The organism is Pseudoalteromonas sp. Xi13, from assembly GCF_003952205.1.
GTDB lineage: Bacteria > Pseudomonadota > Gammaproteobacteria > Enterobacterales > Alteromonadaceae > Pseudoalteromonas > Pseudoalteromonas atlantica.
Window position 1 is genome coordinate 132,603 of record NZ_CP034439.1, and the last position, 15,332, is coordinate 147,934.

The following is a 15,332-nucleotide window of genomic DNA, read 5'->3' on the forward strand; positions in this document are numbered from 1 at the left end:
CTCGTTTTGTTGTGTATCTTCAATAAAGATTACACTGACTAAAGCTAAAGTTTGAAGGAATAATATTATGCAAGGCAAATTGAAGTGCCTTTTATTTGTTTTATGTTGTGTGTTCATACTGCCAAGCTTTGCTCAAAATAGTGTATCTTTATTTGATGAATTTAAAAAAGAGCAGCAGTGGGATGTAAAACTCACGCTCGGTAATGCACTGCTTGAAGCAAAAAATATTACAGAATCCCAAAAGGTCATTGTGTATTCTGAACTTGCCGATTTAGCCTTCTCCTCAGATGATTTTGAAAATGCCCTGCTGTATTTTAAAAAATTAGAACAGCACACTTCCTTAAACTACCTACCAGATATGCACTTTAGAGCCATTAAAATGCAAGGCGTTGTGTTTTATTTTCAGGGATATTTTCAGCAAGCTATTGTTGAATATAGCCGCGCCATGGTGATTGTTGAAAAAAACAATAAGCAAGTAGAGCTTGCAAACCTGCTTAGTAATATTGGTTTAGCGTACTTCGAAATGAATAATATGGAGCTAACGCTCGAATATTATTTAAAAGCAAAGGAGATTTATGAGAAAAAGGGCAGTGCTCAAGACCAAGCTGATATTTTGCTAAATATAGCAGGGGTGTACATTAGGTTATCACGTTACGAAAGCGCCATTTTATTTTATAAAGAAGTACTTAAAGTTTATCAAAAATTAGCTGATACCAGCGGTATAGCGCAAGTTAACAATAATTTAGGGGTTGCTTACTACGAAAGTTCGCAATTTGATTTAGCGCTGCATTATTACCAAATGGCACTGCGCTATTATATTTATACCAATGATTATAATAAGTTATCTACCCAATATACTAATTTAGCAAACATCAATTTAATTCTTAATAACGTGGATGTTGCCTACGAGCAAGCTAAATTGGGGATGCAAAATGCCCTTAAAATTGCTAATCACAGTTTAGAGCTTAACGCCTTACATGCACTGGCTAAAATACAATTTGTGAGAGGCGAGCTTGCTGATTCGCAAAAAAGCTTAGATAAAGCAACCGATTTGGCCACACAATATAATAGTGTGCGTATAAAGCGAGATGCTTTTGGTACGCGTTCGCTCCTAGAGGCAAGCAAAGGCAACTACGCTGAGGCATTAACTCTGCACGAAAAGTTTGTAGCAGAGCAGCGCGGTATAAATAGCGAAACAATTACCAGCGCCTTAGCTGTATTACAAAATCAGTTTAAAGCTACTCAGTTAAATCAAGAAATTCAAAAGCTTAAGCAAGAACGAAAAGTACAAAAGTTAAAAATGAGCCAACGTTCGCAGCTTACAGTTTTTATTTTTGTTTTATTATTTTTAGTAATTGTAACGGGCACCGCGCTTTATCGTCGGGGCGCCGAAAAGCGTGCCAAGCAGTTATTAAAAGAACAAGTTGCGCAGCGTACAGCAGAGCTACAAGCTATTGCCCAAGAGCTACGAGAAGCAAATGATGTTAAAAGCCAGTTTTTGGCAAATATTAGCCATGAAATTAGAACCCCTCTTACCGCTATTTTAGGTCAAACAGATGATTTAATTAATGGTTTGTACGAGCCTGAAAACCTACAAGACGAATTAAAAATAATTCAACGACATAGCGATCACTTAAAAAGTTTAATTAATGACGTACTCGATTTAAGTAAAATAGAAGCAAACAGATTAGAGCTTAATATTTCGTGCTTTGACATAGTGCAGTTAGTTAGCGATGTACATGCCATGTTTATTACGCAGGCTAAGGCAAAGCATTTACAAATCCGTTTTGATAACCATGTAGGCAATGCGTTTTATACCAAGCTTGATTTAATGCGGGTGAAGCAAATACTCATTAATTTATGTGCTAATGCCGTTAAGTTTACTCTGGCGGGACAGGTTGTTGTGTCTTTAAACAAAACCGAGCAAGGACTTGTTTTTATAGTTAAAGACACCGGTATTGGCATGAATTCATCACAGCTAAAACAAATATTTGAATGCTTTAGCCAAGCCGATAACAGTATTAGCCGCCGCTTTGGTGGCACCGGGTTAGGGCTTAGTTTGTCTCAACAGCTAGCCTCTATGATGGGCGGCTACATTAGCGTACAAAGTGAGTTTAAACGCGGAAGTCAGTTTTCGCTGTTTTTACCCTGTATAGAAGTTGAAAAAGAGCCAGATGAGTACGAACATGTAAGCGCCGCTAAACAGATGAAGCAGTTAACCGGGCGCGTAGTTTTGGCTGAGGATCATCCCGACAATCGCAGACTCATAAGTCGCTATTTACGTTCTATGGGGCTTGAAGTTATTGCGGTAGAAAATGGCGAGCAAGCGGTTGAGAAGTGCCTACAAATATACCCAGACCTCGTGCTACTTGATATACAAATGCCTATTATGGACGGGCGTGCTGCGTTTTCGTTGTTGCAACAGTGCGGCTTTCAAGCGCCTATTTTTGCTTTGACGGCCAATGCAATGAGCCATGAAGTTGATGATTATCTTGCGCTAGGGTTTACAGGGTATTTAGGTAAGCCACTAGATAAAAACGCGTTTTATAACACCCTTGCCCAGCATTTAGGTGAAGCAAAACAAGAGGCAGCCTATACAGCTAAGATAGACATGAGCGACTTAGTAACAAGTTTTAAGCAAAGCTTCACGTTTGAAAGCGAAACCATAAGTCAGCACCATAATAGTAATGACCTAGAGGCACTACAAAAAGACAGCCATCGTATTTTAGGTGCTGCGCAAATGTTTGCGTTAGACGATATTGCCAAGGCTGCTAAAAATCTCGATATGGCTTTACTCAATAAACAAAGCCAAAGTAAAGAACACATTCAAAAGCTTGTAGATGAATTACAGCGTGTACTTAAAAAATATAACGAGAGTTAATTATACCAATCGTGTTAGGTTATTAGACATTTATAGCGACAGATAAATAGAGTGGTCATAAGGCATGAATTTTGACACCTAGTTGTTCTACATAAGAAATTTATAACGCCATTAACGCTTTATTTAGTATGCTAGAAAGGCTAAATATCTAAGCCGATTGGTATTAGTCGTTTACACATAAAAAAAGCGCCCTAGGCGCTTTTTTTATGTAACGAAAACGCGCTTATTGGCGTTTCATCGAATCGAAGAATTCATCGTTCGTTTTGCTCATAGAAAGCTTATCAATTAAGAATTCCATTGCATCAATCTCTGACATTTCATGAACAATCTTACGTAAAATCCACAGCTTTTGTAGCTCATCTGGCTTAGTAAGTAGTTCTTCACGACGCGTACCAGAGCGATTAAAGTCGATGGCAGGGAATACACGCTTTTCAGCAATCTTACGATTTAAGTGTAGTTCCATGTTACCGGTACCTTTAAACTCTTCGTAGATAACTTCATCCATTTTAGAGCCCGTGTCGATAAGTGCTGTAGCTATAATTGTTAAGCTACCGCCTTCTTCAACATTACGTGCAGCACCAAAGAAGCGCTTAGGCTTGTGCAGTGCGTTAGCATCAACACCACCGGTAAGTACTTTACCTGATGAAGGAATAACAGTGTTGTAAGCACGCGCTAAACGGGTGATTGAATCAAGTAAGATAACCACATCTTTTTTGTGCTCAACTAAACGTTTTGCTTTTTCAATAACCATTTCTGCAACTTGTACGTGGCGAGAAGCTGGCTCATCAAACGTTGATGCAATAACTTCACCTTTAACGAGGCGTTGCATCTCGGTTACTTCCTCCGGACGCTCATCAATAAGTAAAACCATTAATGTAACATCTGGGTGATTGTGAGTAATTGATTGTGCAATGTTTTGCAGTAGCATTGTTTTACCCGCTTTAGGCGGTGCTACTAACAAACCACGTTGGCCGCGGCCAATTGGAGATGCTAAATCAAGTACACGAGCGGTAATGTCTTCTTTACTGCCGTTACCGCGTTCCATACGAAAACGTTCGTTTGCATGTAGCGGGGTAAGGTTTTCAAAAAGAATTTTAGTGCGAGAGTTTTCAGGTTTATCGAAGTTAACTTCATTTACTTTTAATAAAGCAAAGTAGCGTTCGCCATCTTTAGGTGGACGAATAAGCCCTGAAATAGAATCGCCAGTACGCATGCTGAAACGGCGAATTTGGCTTGGAGATACATAAATATCATCTGGGCCAGCTAAGTAAGATGCTTCTGATGATCTTAAAAAACCAAAACCATCTTGTAAAATCTCTAGTACACCGCCACCGAAGATGTTCTCTCCGCCTTTGGCGTGTGCTTTAAGAATAGCAAAAATGATATCTTGCTTTCTTAAGCGGGCTACGTTTTCGAGCCCCATGGACTCAGCTAAGTTTACAAGTTCTTTTATAGACTTGTCTTTTAATTCGCGTAAATGCATATTGGTGGGTTCTTTATTACAATTGTCATACTCAAAATCGCTTTGATAGTTGAGTGAGGTTTGTTGAATATAACTAAGGATTAGTTGGCTTTATAAACTAGCAGTTCACTGGCATAGCGTCCAGTCTTTATACAAAATAAACACAAAAAAAGGGCAAAAACGCCCTTTTTTTTAATTATTACTTAGATATTGTTTTCTAAGAACTCAATAAGTTGAGTTTTAGAAAGCGCACCAACTTTCGTTGCAGCTACTTGGCCGTCTTTAAAAAGAAGCAGAGTAGGAATACCACGAATACCAAATTTAGGCGGTGTACCCGCGTTTTGGTCGATGTTTAATTTAGCAACTGTTACACGGCTTTCGTATTCATCAGCTACTTCATTAAGGATAGGGGCGATCATTTTACAAGGTCCGCACCACTCAGCCCAAAAATCTACTAGTACAGGCTTGTCTGATTGTAATACGTCAGCTTCAAAGCTATCGTCAGTAATTTGGATTATTTTCTCGCTCATTGCGCTCTCCGATTTAGTTAGGCGAAATATTTAGTGCGTATTTAAACACTCTTGTTTCTTATTGCAAGTTTAAACGTTATGCTTAAACGCTATGACTAAGACACATTTGACCGATAAAAAGTTTTCAGACTTTGCTATCGCACCGGAAGTGGTTGCCGGTTTAACCGAAAGTGGGTTTGAATATTGCACACCCATTCAAGCAAAATGCCTACCTTTTATTTGTGACGGACGCGATATCGCGGGCCAAGCACAAACGGGTACGGGCAAAACGTTGGCGTTTTTAACTGCCACGTGCCATCGGTTATTACAATCTAGCAAAGCACCTAGTAAACACCCAAGAGCCCTGATCATGGCCCCGACTCGGGAGCTTGCGATTCAGATACACAAAGATGCTAAAATTTTAGCGCCGCACTGTAATCTTAACTTAGGTTTAGTATATGGTGGCGAAGATTACGAAAAACAACGTGCACAATTAGAAAAAGGCGTTGATATTTTAATTGGTACTACAGGTCGCCTAATCGATTTGTACAAGCAAGGCTGTTACACCCTTAATGAAATTGAGGTAGTTGTGCTTGATGAAGCCGATCGTATGTTCGATTTAGGCTTTATAAAAGACATTCGTTACATGTTCCGTCGTATGCCAGATACAGCAGATAGATTAAACCTATTATTTTCTGCCACGCTTTCTTATCGCGTGCAAGAACTTGCCTTTGAACATATGACCAACCCTGAGCACGTTCAAATCGAGCCAGACGTTAAAACAGGTAAGCGAATTAAAGAAGAGCTATTTCATCCTTCTCAAGAAGATAAAATTAAGCTGCTATTAACTTTAATTGAGGAAGAATGGCCAGAGAAAGCCATTGTGTTTGCCAATACAAAGCATAGCTGTGAAACAGTGTATGCCTGGTTAAAAGCCGATGGCCACCGGGTAGGTATGCTTACTGGCGATGTAAACCAGAAAAAACGCCAATCTATATTAGCGCAATTCACCAAAGGCGAATTAGACTTTTTAGTTGCAACCGATGTGGCAGCACGTGGGCTACATATCCCTGAGGTAAGTCATGTATTTAACTTTGACCTGCCAGATGATTGTGAAGATTACGTTCACCGTATAGGCCGTACAGGTCGTGCGGGCGCATCAGGTCATGCAATTAGCTTTGCATGTGAGCAGTACGCTTATAACCTGCATGAAATAGAAGAGTATATAGAGCACAGCATTCCTTTATCACATTATGATAAAACCGCATTGCTAGATGATTTAACAAAGCCTACTATTCAAAGAAAGCGCAACTATTCTACAGGCCCACGTAATCGTAGTAATAATAACGGACGTCGCCCAAATAATAGTTACCAAAAAGGACGGTCGTAACTCGGCCGTTACTGTACGTAGTAGTAACTAGAGGTTTTTGAACGGTGGGGCAATTTAAACCGCAAAAAAATGTGTATGCAGTCATTGATTTAGGCTCAAATAGCTTTCATATGCTAATTGCTAAATCAATTGCTGGCGGCCTACAAACTATAGGCCGCGTTAAACGCAAAGTAAGATTAGCCGCAGGGCTTGATAAAGATAACGTATTAAGCACTGAGGCAATGCAGCGAGGCTGGGAGTGCCTTGCACTTTTTGCTGAGCGCCTACAAGACATTCCAAAACAAAATATCACCATAGTAGCAACGGCCACATTACGTCTTGCGACGAATGCCGATGTTTTCAAAGCACAAGCAGAAAAAATCTTAGGCCATACTATTAATGTAATAAGTGGTGAGCTCGAAGCACGTACTATTTATAAAGGCGTAGCACACACTTCATCATGCACTGGCAAGCAGCTAGTTATTGATATTGGTGGTGCAAGTACCGAAGTCGTTATAGGTAAGGGCTTTGAGGCACTGCACTATAAAAGCTTAAATATGGGGTGTGTTACTTATTTAGAACGCTATTTTAAAGATTGCCAATTAAGTGAAGCAAACTTTAACGCTGCCATCAAAGCTGCCCACGAAGTTATTGATGAAATTGCCCCTGAGTATAAACAAGCAGGTTGGCAAATTGCATCGGGTGCTTCTGGCACGGTGCAAGCCATTCAAGAAATAATGGTTGCGCAACACTTAGATGAACTACTCACCCTAGAAAAGCTAAATAAAATAAAAGAGCAATCAATAACGTTTAGCACTATCGCTGCACTAGACTTACCAGGTCTAAGCGAAGAGCGCAGATTAGTTTTTGTATCTGGTCTAGCTATCTTAATTGCGCTATTTGAATCGCTTGAAATTGAAAAAATGGGATTAGCTGGCGGTGCACTACGCGAAGGTGTGCTTTACAGTATGGTGCCCGAGCTTCATAACAACGACATTCGTAAACGCACTGTTGATGGGTTTATGGACCGTTACCATGTTGATCAAAAGCAAGCTAATCGGGTATCGAGCTTAGTTATTCAACTGGCAGAACAAGTAGGTGAAAGCTGGCCGCTTGTTAGTGAAAATGCGTTGCCGCTTTTAAAAGCCGCAGCACAACTACACGAAATTGGTTTATTAATAGAGTACAAGCAATATCACAAGCACACAGCCTACATTATAGAAAACACCGATATGCCAGGTTTTTCACAATCTGAACATAAAGTGATTGCTGCTGTTGCCAATGCGCATCGCTCCGATATTCAAAAAGGCTGCTTCGACGTTTTAGGTGCACATAGTACACTTACCCAATACTTAGTTAGGTTATTAAGAATTGCCGTAATATTATCGATGCGCCGACAAGACGACGTACTTCCTAAAATAGAGTTATCTGTAGAAAAAGACACCTTAGACTTAAAGTTTGCCAATAACTGGTTAAAAGAACACCCTCTTATGGCTAGTGAGCTACAACAAGAGTCTAAATTGCAAAGTAAACTCGGTTGGAAACTCATCGTAAACTAATATAAAAGGCCCGTAAGGGCCTTTTTAGTGTTTAAAGTAACCACTTTGCTTCAATTTCACGCGAACAGTCATTTATTTCAAGTTTTCTTCAAAAAAGGGTTGATCTGTTTTCGGATCCCCCTATAATGCGACCCCACTGAGACGGCAGAGCAGGCAACGCTTAGCGAGGCAAGCAAACCAATCAGTGAGTCGAGTAAAACTTAGTTTTAAAAACTTTCAAGTTTAAAAAATTAAGTGTTGACAAAAAAGTAGGAAAGCGTAAGATGCGCAGCCCTAGCGAGATAAAGTTTAACGCTTTAATCGCAACGTTCTTTAACAATATAAAGCAATCATCTGTGTGGGCACTCGTACAGATTGAGTTCTAACAGCCAAGCTACTTAGGTAGTGAGGCAAACAAATTTAGAGTCTCAATTGAAACTGAGTGACCAACAGCAATAACTTACTTAGGTTTTACTTAAGGAAAGAATTGCAGCACAGTCAATTCAATATCGAAAGATATTAAATAAATTCAGAATTCATTGAGCTGTCGAAAGACACAAAACTTTTTAATTGAAGAGTTTGATCATGGCTCAGATTGAACGCTGGCGGCAGGCCTAACACATGCAAGTCGAGCGGTAACAGAAAGTAGCTTGCTACTTTGCTGACGAGCGGCGGACGGGTGAGTAATGCTTGGGAACATGCCTTGAGGTGGGGGACAACAGTTGGAAACGACTGCTAATACCGCATAATGTCTACGGACCAAAGGGGGCTTCGGCTCTCGCCTTTAGATTGGCCCAAGTGGGATTAGCTAGTTGGTGAGGTAATGGCTCACCAAGGCGACGATCCCTAGCTGGTTTGAGAGGATGATCAGCCACACTGGGACTGAGACACGGCCCAGACTCCTACGGGAGGCAGCAGTGGGGAATATTGCACAATGGGCGCAAGCCTGATGCAGCCATGCCGCGTGTGTGAAGAAGGCCTTCGGGTTGTAAAGCACTTTCAGTCAGGAGGAAAGGTTAGTAGTTAATACCTGCTAGCTGTGACGTTACTGACAGAAGAAGCACCGGCTAACTCCGTGCCAGCAGCCGCGGTAATACGGAGGGTGCGAGCGTTAATCGGAATTACTGGGCGTAAAGCGTACGCAGGCGGTTTGTTAAGCGAGATGTGAAAGCCCCGGGCTCAACCTGGGAACTGCATTTCGAACTGGCAAACTAGAGTGTGATAGAGGGTGGTAGAATTTCAGGTGTAGCGGTGAAATGCGTAGAGATCTGAAGGAATACCGATGGCGAAGGCAGCCACCTGGGTCAACACTGACGCTCATGTACGAAAGCGTGGGGAGCAAACAGGATTAGATACCCTGGTAGTCCACGCCGTAAACGATGTCTACTAGAAGCTCGGAGCCTCGGCTCTGTTTTTCAAAGCTAACGCATTAAGTAGACCGCCTGGGGAGTACGGCCGCAAGGTTAAAACTCAAATGAATTGACGGGGGCCCGCACAAGCGGTGGAGCATGTGGTTTAATTCGATGCAACGCGAAGAACCTTACCTACACTTGACATACAGAGAACTTACCAGAGATGGTTTGGTGCCTTCGGGAACTCTGATACAGGTGCTGCATGGCTGTCGTCAGCTCGTGTTGTGAGATGTTGGGTTAAGTCCCGCAACGAGCGCAACCCCTATCCTTAGTTGCTAGCAGGTAATGCTGAGAACTCTAAGGAGACTGCCGGTGATAAACCGGAGGAAGGTGGGGACGACGTCAAGTCATCATGGCCCTTACGTGTAGGGCTACACACGTGCTACAATGGCGCATACAGAGTGCTGCGAACTCGCGAGAGTAAGCGAATCACTTAAAGTGCGTCGTAGTCCGGATTGGAGTCTGCAACTCGACTCCATGAAGTCGGAATCGCTAGTAATCGCATATCAGAATGATGCGGTGAATACGTTCCCGGGCCTTGTACACACCGCCCGTCACACCATGGGAGTGGGTTGCTCCAGAAGTAGATAGTCTAACCCTCGGGAGGACGTTTACCACGGAGTGATTCATGACTGGGGTGAAGTCGTAACAAGGTAGCCCTAGGGGAACCTGGGGCTGGATCACCTCCTTATACGATTTAGAACTTATTTGTTCGTAGTGTCCACACAGATGATTGTTAGTTAGTTTTACCCTTTGGGTTTAACTGATTAATATGCTCTTTAAAAATTTGGAAAAGCTGATAATAAAATTCTGATAGATATTCGTATTTATCAAGAGTTTTCAAAAGTAAAAAAGAATGATAGCAGTATCATTCAGTGCCAATTTAATCATTTATGATTAATTGGTATCTACTTTAGTATTCAATATTAACTTCTGGCGAAGTTAAACTGTCACTAACAAAGACCCGTTTGGGTTGTATGGTTAAGTGACTAAGCGTACACGGTGGATGCCTTGGCAGTTGGAGGCGATGAAGGACGTATTAACTTGCGATAAGCCTAGTCAAGCTAGTAAAAAGCGCTTGAGACTAGGATTTCCGAATGGGGAAACCCACCTGCTTGCAGGTATCGTTAACTGAATACATAGGTTAACGAGGCGAACGCGGAGAACTGAAACATCTAAGTACCCGTAGGAAAAGAAATCAACCGAGATTCCGATAGTAGCGGCGAGCGAAATCGGAACAGCCCTTAAGCTTATTATGTGTTAATGGAAGGCTCTGGAAAGTACCACGATACAGGGTGATAGTCCCGTACATGAAAAGACATTTTAAGTGAAATCGAGTAGGTCGGAGCACGTGAAACTTTGACTGAATATAGGTGGACCATCATCTAAGGCTAAATACTCCCAACTGACCGATAGTGAACCAGTACCGTGAGGGAAAGGCGAAAAGAACCCCTGTGAGGGGAGTGAAATAGAACCTGAAACCGTGTACGTACAAGCAGTAGGAGCCTACTTGTTAGGTGACTGCGTACCTTTTGTATAATGGGTCAGCGACTTATATTTTGTAGCGAGGTTAACCGATTAGGGTAGCCGTAGGGAAACCGAGTCTTAACTGGGCGAATAGTTGCAAGGTATAGACCCGAAACCCGGTGATCTAGCCATGGGCAGGTTGAAGGTTGAGTAACATCAACTGGAGGACCGAACCCACTAACGTTGAAAAGTTAGGGGATGACCTGTGGCTAGGAGTGAAAGGCTAATCAAACCGGGAGATAGCTGGTTCTCCCCGAAATCTATTTAGGTAGAGCCTCGGACGAATACTTACGGGGGTAGAGCACTGTTAAGGCTAGGGGGTCATCCCGACTTACCAACCCTTTGCAAACTCCGAATACCGTAAAGTAATATCCGGGAGACACACGGCGGGTGCTAACGTCCGTCGTGAAGAGGGAAACAACCCAGACCGCCAGCTAAGGTCCCAAAGTCATAGTTAAGTGGGAAACGATGTGGAAAGGCCCAGACAGCCAGGAGGTTGGCTTAGAAGCAGCCATCCTTTAAAGAAAGCGTAATAGCTCACTGGTCGAGTCGGTCTGCGCGGAAGATGTAACGGGGCTAAACTATGCACCGAAGCTGCGGATTCATCTTAGGATGAGTGGTAGGGGAGCGTTCTGTAAGCGGTTGAAGGTGTACCGGGAGGTATGCTGGACGTATCAGAAGTGCGAATGCTGACATGAGTAACGATAATGCGGGTGAAAAACCCGCACGCCGGAAGACCAAGGGTTCCTATCCCATGTTAATCAGGGTAGGGTAAGTCGACCCCTAAGGCGAGGCCGAAAGGCGTAGTCGATGGGAAACGGATTAATATTTCCGTACTTGGTATAATTGCGATGGGGGGACGGAGAAGGCTAAGCAAGCATGGCGATGGTTGTCCATGTGAAAGTGAGTAGGCTAGCGACTTAGGTAAATCCGGGTTGCTGTTAGGCTGAGACACGAGACGAGCACCCAAGGGTGTGAAGTTGCTGATGCCATACTTCCAGGAAAAGCCTCTAAGCTTCAGATTATACCGAATCGTACCCCAAACCGACACAGGTGGTCAGGTAGAGAATACTAAGGCGCTTGAGAGAACTCGGGTGAAGGAACTAGGCAAAATCGTACCGTAACTTCGGGAGAAGGTACGCTCCTATCTGTGATGAGACTTGCTCTCTAAGCGGACGGGAGCCGCAGTGACCAGGTGGCTGGGACTGTTTATTAAAAACACAGCACTGTGCAAAATCGCAAGATGACGTATACGGTGTGACACCTGCCCGGTGCCGGAAGGTTAATTGATGGGGTTAGTTTTCGGACGAAGCTCTTGATCGAAGCCCCGGTAAACGGCGGCCGTAACTATAACGGTCCTAAGGTAGCGAAATTCCTTGTCGGGTAAGTTCCGACCTGCACGAATGGTGTAACCATGGCCACGCTGTCTCCACCCGAGACTCAGTGAAATTGAAATCGCAGTGAAGATGCTGTGTACCCGCGGCTAGACGGAAAGACCCCGTGAACCTTTACTACAGCTTGGCACTGAACATTGAACCTACATGTGTAGGATAGGTGGGAGACTTTGAAGCAGCGACGCTAGTTGTTGTGGAGTCGTCCTTGAAATACCACCCTTGTAGTTTTGATGTTCTAACGTTGGCCCCTGAATCGGGGTTACGGACAGTGCCTGGTGGGTAGTTTGACTGGGGCGGTCTCCTCCCAAAGAGTAACGGAGGAGCACGAAGGTTGGCTAAGTACGGTCGGACATCGTACGGTTAGTGTAATGGTAGAAGCCAGCTTAACTGCGAGACAGACACGTCGAGCAGGTACGAAAGTAGGTCATAGTGATCCGGTGGTTCTGAATGGAAGGGCCATCGCTCAACGGATAAAAGGTACTCCGGGGATAACAGGCTGATACCGCCCAAGAGTTCATATCGACGGCGGTGTTTGGCACCTCGATGTCGGCTCATCACATCCTGGGGCTGAAGTCGGTCCCAAGGGTATGGCTGTTCGCCATTTAAAGTGGTACGCGAGCTGGGTTTAGAACGTCGTGAGACAGTTCGGTCCCTATCTGCCGTGGGCGTTTGAGAATTGAGAGGGGTTGCTCCTAGTACGAGAGGACCGGAGTGAACGAACCGCTGGTGTTCGGGTTGTCATGCCAATGGCATTGCCCGGTAGCTACGTTCGGAACTGATAAGCGCTGAAAGCATCTAAGCGCGAAGCAGGCCTCGAGATGATTTCTCACTAGACTTTTAAAGTCTCTGAAGGGCCGTTGAAGACTACAACGTTGATAGGCAAGATGTGGAAGTGGTGTGAGCCATTAAGCTAACTTGTACTAATTACCCGTGAGGCTTAACCATACAACGCCAAACGCGTTTTGTGACAGAAACAAGCGACAGAAGTTAATAGCTAAAGTAGATAGATACTTAGACTTAAAAAATATTATCAGATATTTTCCAAATTTATGAGGTGACTCTTAGCGCGTAGCGTTAACATTGAGGCACCTTGCGCAAAGGAAAAAGAAGCACTACGTGCTTGTCATTAATCCTTTGCACCTAATTTGCTTGGTAACCATAGCGTTTTGGACCCACCTGACCCCATGCCGAACTCAGTAGTGAAACGAAACAGCGCCGATGATAGTGTAGCATTTGCTATGTGAAAGTAGGACATTGCCAGGCTCCAAATACGAGAAAGCCGCTTCAGAAATGAAGCGGTTTTTTTACGTCCGTAGAAAAGTGAAATACATGTCTTTACGTAATAGCACCACCTCCGTAGCGTGGGTTGAGTATCACGAAACCCGCGGATAAGGCTCGCCGCACATCTTTGTATGGTAAATATAGTGTTCTTATCTCACGAGCTGGATTACCAGCAGCAACAGTATCCGCCTCTATATGTTTCGTAACGACCGATCTCGCAACAATAAAGCTGTAACCCCAAAAGGTATGGGCTTGATCTATTATCAAATTTTTTTAGAAAGTCTTTTAAGTATTTTGCTAATTATCAATTGATAGCAAAGTCTATAAACTTGCCCCATCTTGTATTTACATACCTTACCAAAGGGGAGAAGAGCATGTCTCATCAAATTATTAAAGACTTACATAACCGTTACACGGCTAAAAAATACGATACGAGCAAACGTATTTCATCGGCGGATCTTGACGTAATTAAAGAAGCTATTCGCTTGTCTGCTTCTTCAATCAACTCTCAACCTTGGAAGTTTGTATTGGTAGAAAGTGATGAAGCTAAGCAGCGTTTGCACGATACATTTGCTAACAAGCACCAGTTTAATCAATTACACGCTAAAGAAGCATCGCATACGCTGTTATTAGCTTACGATCCTAAGTTTACTAAAGAGAAGTTTGTTAAACGTGTGGACGTTGAAGTGAGCTCTGGTCACTTACCAGCGCAACTGCGTGAAAGCTTTATGGGTGCCTACGCTTTTGCTGAAATGAATACGGATGAAAATGGCTACAATGGCAGCTGGACTAAAGCACAAGTTTACCTAGCACTGGGTAACATTATGCATACACTGGCGCGTTTAAATATTGCATCTACGCCTATGGAAGGTGTTGACCCAGAGTTAATCGGTGAGAAGTTTAGCGAAGAGCTTGATGGTCATATTTGTGAAGTGGCACTTGCAATGGGTTACCCAGTTGAAGAAGAAGATTGGAACTTTGGCAAACCTAAAGCGCGTTTACCAGTTGAAGATATTATAACTACTGTATAACGTGTTGCTATAAGTTAATTAGCCGAGAGCCTTCTCGGCTTTTTTATTTTTAGAATAAACCATACGCTTGTGTTTCTTCGTCTTCCTGTTGTGCTAAATGATCAGGTCTAAATATTGCGCTAGGGTCTATTAAAACACTGTGTTTTTCGGCTAACTTTATTAGCCCTCGCATCATGCCTCTGGTTTGCGGGTCTATATCAAAGCCTATTTCGGTTAATTTATCGAGTGGCTTAATGTCTTCTTTTTTATAATCTATATTGTCCTCTACTTTATCTACTAGTAATCCGATATGCGGGTTGAGCCCATCTTTAGTAGTAAAAACAATAATAGGTTTATAATCGAGTGTTATTTGCTCTTTTGCCGCATCAAACAGTCGTTGTAATTGCATAAAGCTGTTGCGCTTTATACTCGCTAAATATTTACTGGCTTGTTTATAGTCTTGCTCGTTATGAGTACTAACTGCGCGATCTGTAGCTGTTACTAGCGCTTGAAAAGGCTCATCAAGTTTTTCTATGATAGATTTTAGGTCACTGTTGTCAGTTTTAAACTCTTTATAAAATAGGGCGATGTTGTGCAGCTGAGTTTTATCGTTTGTTATTACGTGGCTCTGTTGCGCGATGCTTTTTTCAAATTGGCTAAACCAATCATTAAGCGAGGCTTGCCAGGTTCTTAGCTCATTAAGTGCTTTTTTATTACTTTGCTCTGTAGAGCTGCCATTTAAAATAACACCTAGGTCGAACACCGGCGTGGGTGTTTCCATGTAGTCTTTTACACCAATAAAGCTCTTATTGTTATTTGGCAATGTAGTGAGGTTATTATCAAACCGCTCGGTGAGTAAAATATCGAGAATTTTAAGTGAAATGGTTTTACAGCCCACTTGAAAGTTTATGAATTCCATACCTTTATCTTTAATTGCCTTGTAATGCTT

The 15,332-nt window shown here is 42.8% G+C and carries 7 protein-coding genes and 3 rRNA genes; 7 read left to right on the top strand and 3 right to left on the bottom strand.

All coding sequences use genetic code 11. From position 1 onward, the window contains the following. Window positions 1–67 precede the first annotated feature (67 nt). Window positions 68–2,881: a tetratricopeptide repeat protein gene (locus EJ103_RS00645; RefSeq protein ID WP_126005487.1), complete on the top strand. Its 2,814-nt coding sequence runs from the start codon at window positions 68–70 to the stop codon at window positions 2,879–2,881. A 223-nt stretch (window positions 2,882–3,104) separates the two neighbouring features. On the opposite strand, the gene rho is transcribed toward EJ103_RS00645, so the two are convergent. Beyond that, window positions 3,105–4,364, bottom strand: coding sequence for a transcription termination factor Rho (gene rho / locus EJ103_RS00650; protein ID WP_004588958.1), 1,260 nt, complete (start codon window positions 4,362–4,364; stop codon window positions 3,105–3,107). Between the two features lie 182 nt (window positions 4,365–4,546). After that, window positions 4,547–4,873, bottom strand: coding sequence for a thioredoxin TrxA (trxA, locus tag EJ103_RS00655; protein ID WP_004588957.1), 327 nt, complete (start codon window positions 4,871–4,873; stop codon window positions 4,547–4,549). 91 nt (window positions 4,874–4,964) lie between these two features. Here trxA and rhlB point away from each other — a divergent pair, with 91 nt between their 5' ends. The 6 genes from rhlB to EJ103_RS00690 all read left to right on the top strand — a co-directional run bounded on the left by rhlB (window position 4,965) and on the right by EJ103_RS00690 (window position 14,404). Then, window positions 4,965–6,242 (top strand): ATP-dependent RNA helicase RhlB, encoded by a 1,278-nt coding sequence (rhlB, locus tag EJ103_RS00660; RefSeq protein ID WP_024032051.1) that lies wholly within the window; start codon window positions 4,965–4,967, stop codon window positions 6,240–6,242. Between the two features lie 44 nt (window positions 6,243–6,286). Further along, on the top strand, window positions 6,287–7,780 hold the full coding sequence (gene gppA / locus EJ103_RS00665; RefSeq protein WP_126005489.1) for a guanosine-5'-triphosphate,3'-diphosphate diphosphatase: 1,494 nt from the start codon (window positions 6,287–6,289) through the stop codon (window positions 7,778–7,780). 546 nt (window positions 7,781–8,326) lie between these two features. Next, window positions 8,327–9,862: ribosomal RNA gene (locus tag EJ103_RS00670) — 16S ribosomal RNA — on the top strand. A gap of 288 nt (window positions 9,863–10,150) precedes the next feature. Next, window positions 10,151–13,037, top strand: a 23S ribosomal RNA gene (locus tag EJ103_RS00675). A gap of 203 nt (window positions 13,038–13,240) precedes the next feature. Continuing rightward, window positions 13,241–13,355, top strand: a 5S ribosomal RNA gene (gene rrf / locus EJ103_RS00680). Together the 16S, 23S and 5S rRNA genes form the textbook arrangement of a ribosomal RNA operon. Before the next feature lie 392 nt (window positions 13,356–13,747). Further along, a complete protein-coding gene (locus EJ103_RS00690) occupies window positions 13,748–14,404 on the top strand; it encodes an NAD(P)H-dependent oxidoreductase (protein WP_126005491.1) in 657 nt (218 codons plus the stop codon). Between the two features lie 49 nt (window positions 14,405–14,453). Here the strand turns inward: EJ103_RS00690 and EJ103_RS00695 are convergent, their stop codons facing one another. Continuing rightward, complete coding sequence (locus EJ103_RS00695) at window positions 14,454–15,302, bottom strand: chemotaxis protein (RefSeq protein ID WP_126005493.1); 849 nt, start codon at window positions 15,300–15,302, stop codon at window positions 14,454–14,456. Between the last annotated feature and the right edge of the window lie 30 nt (window positions 15,303–15,332).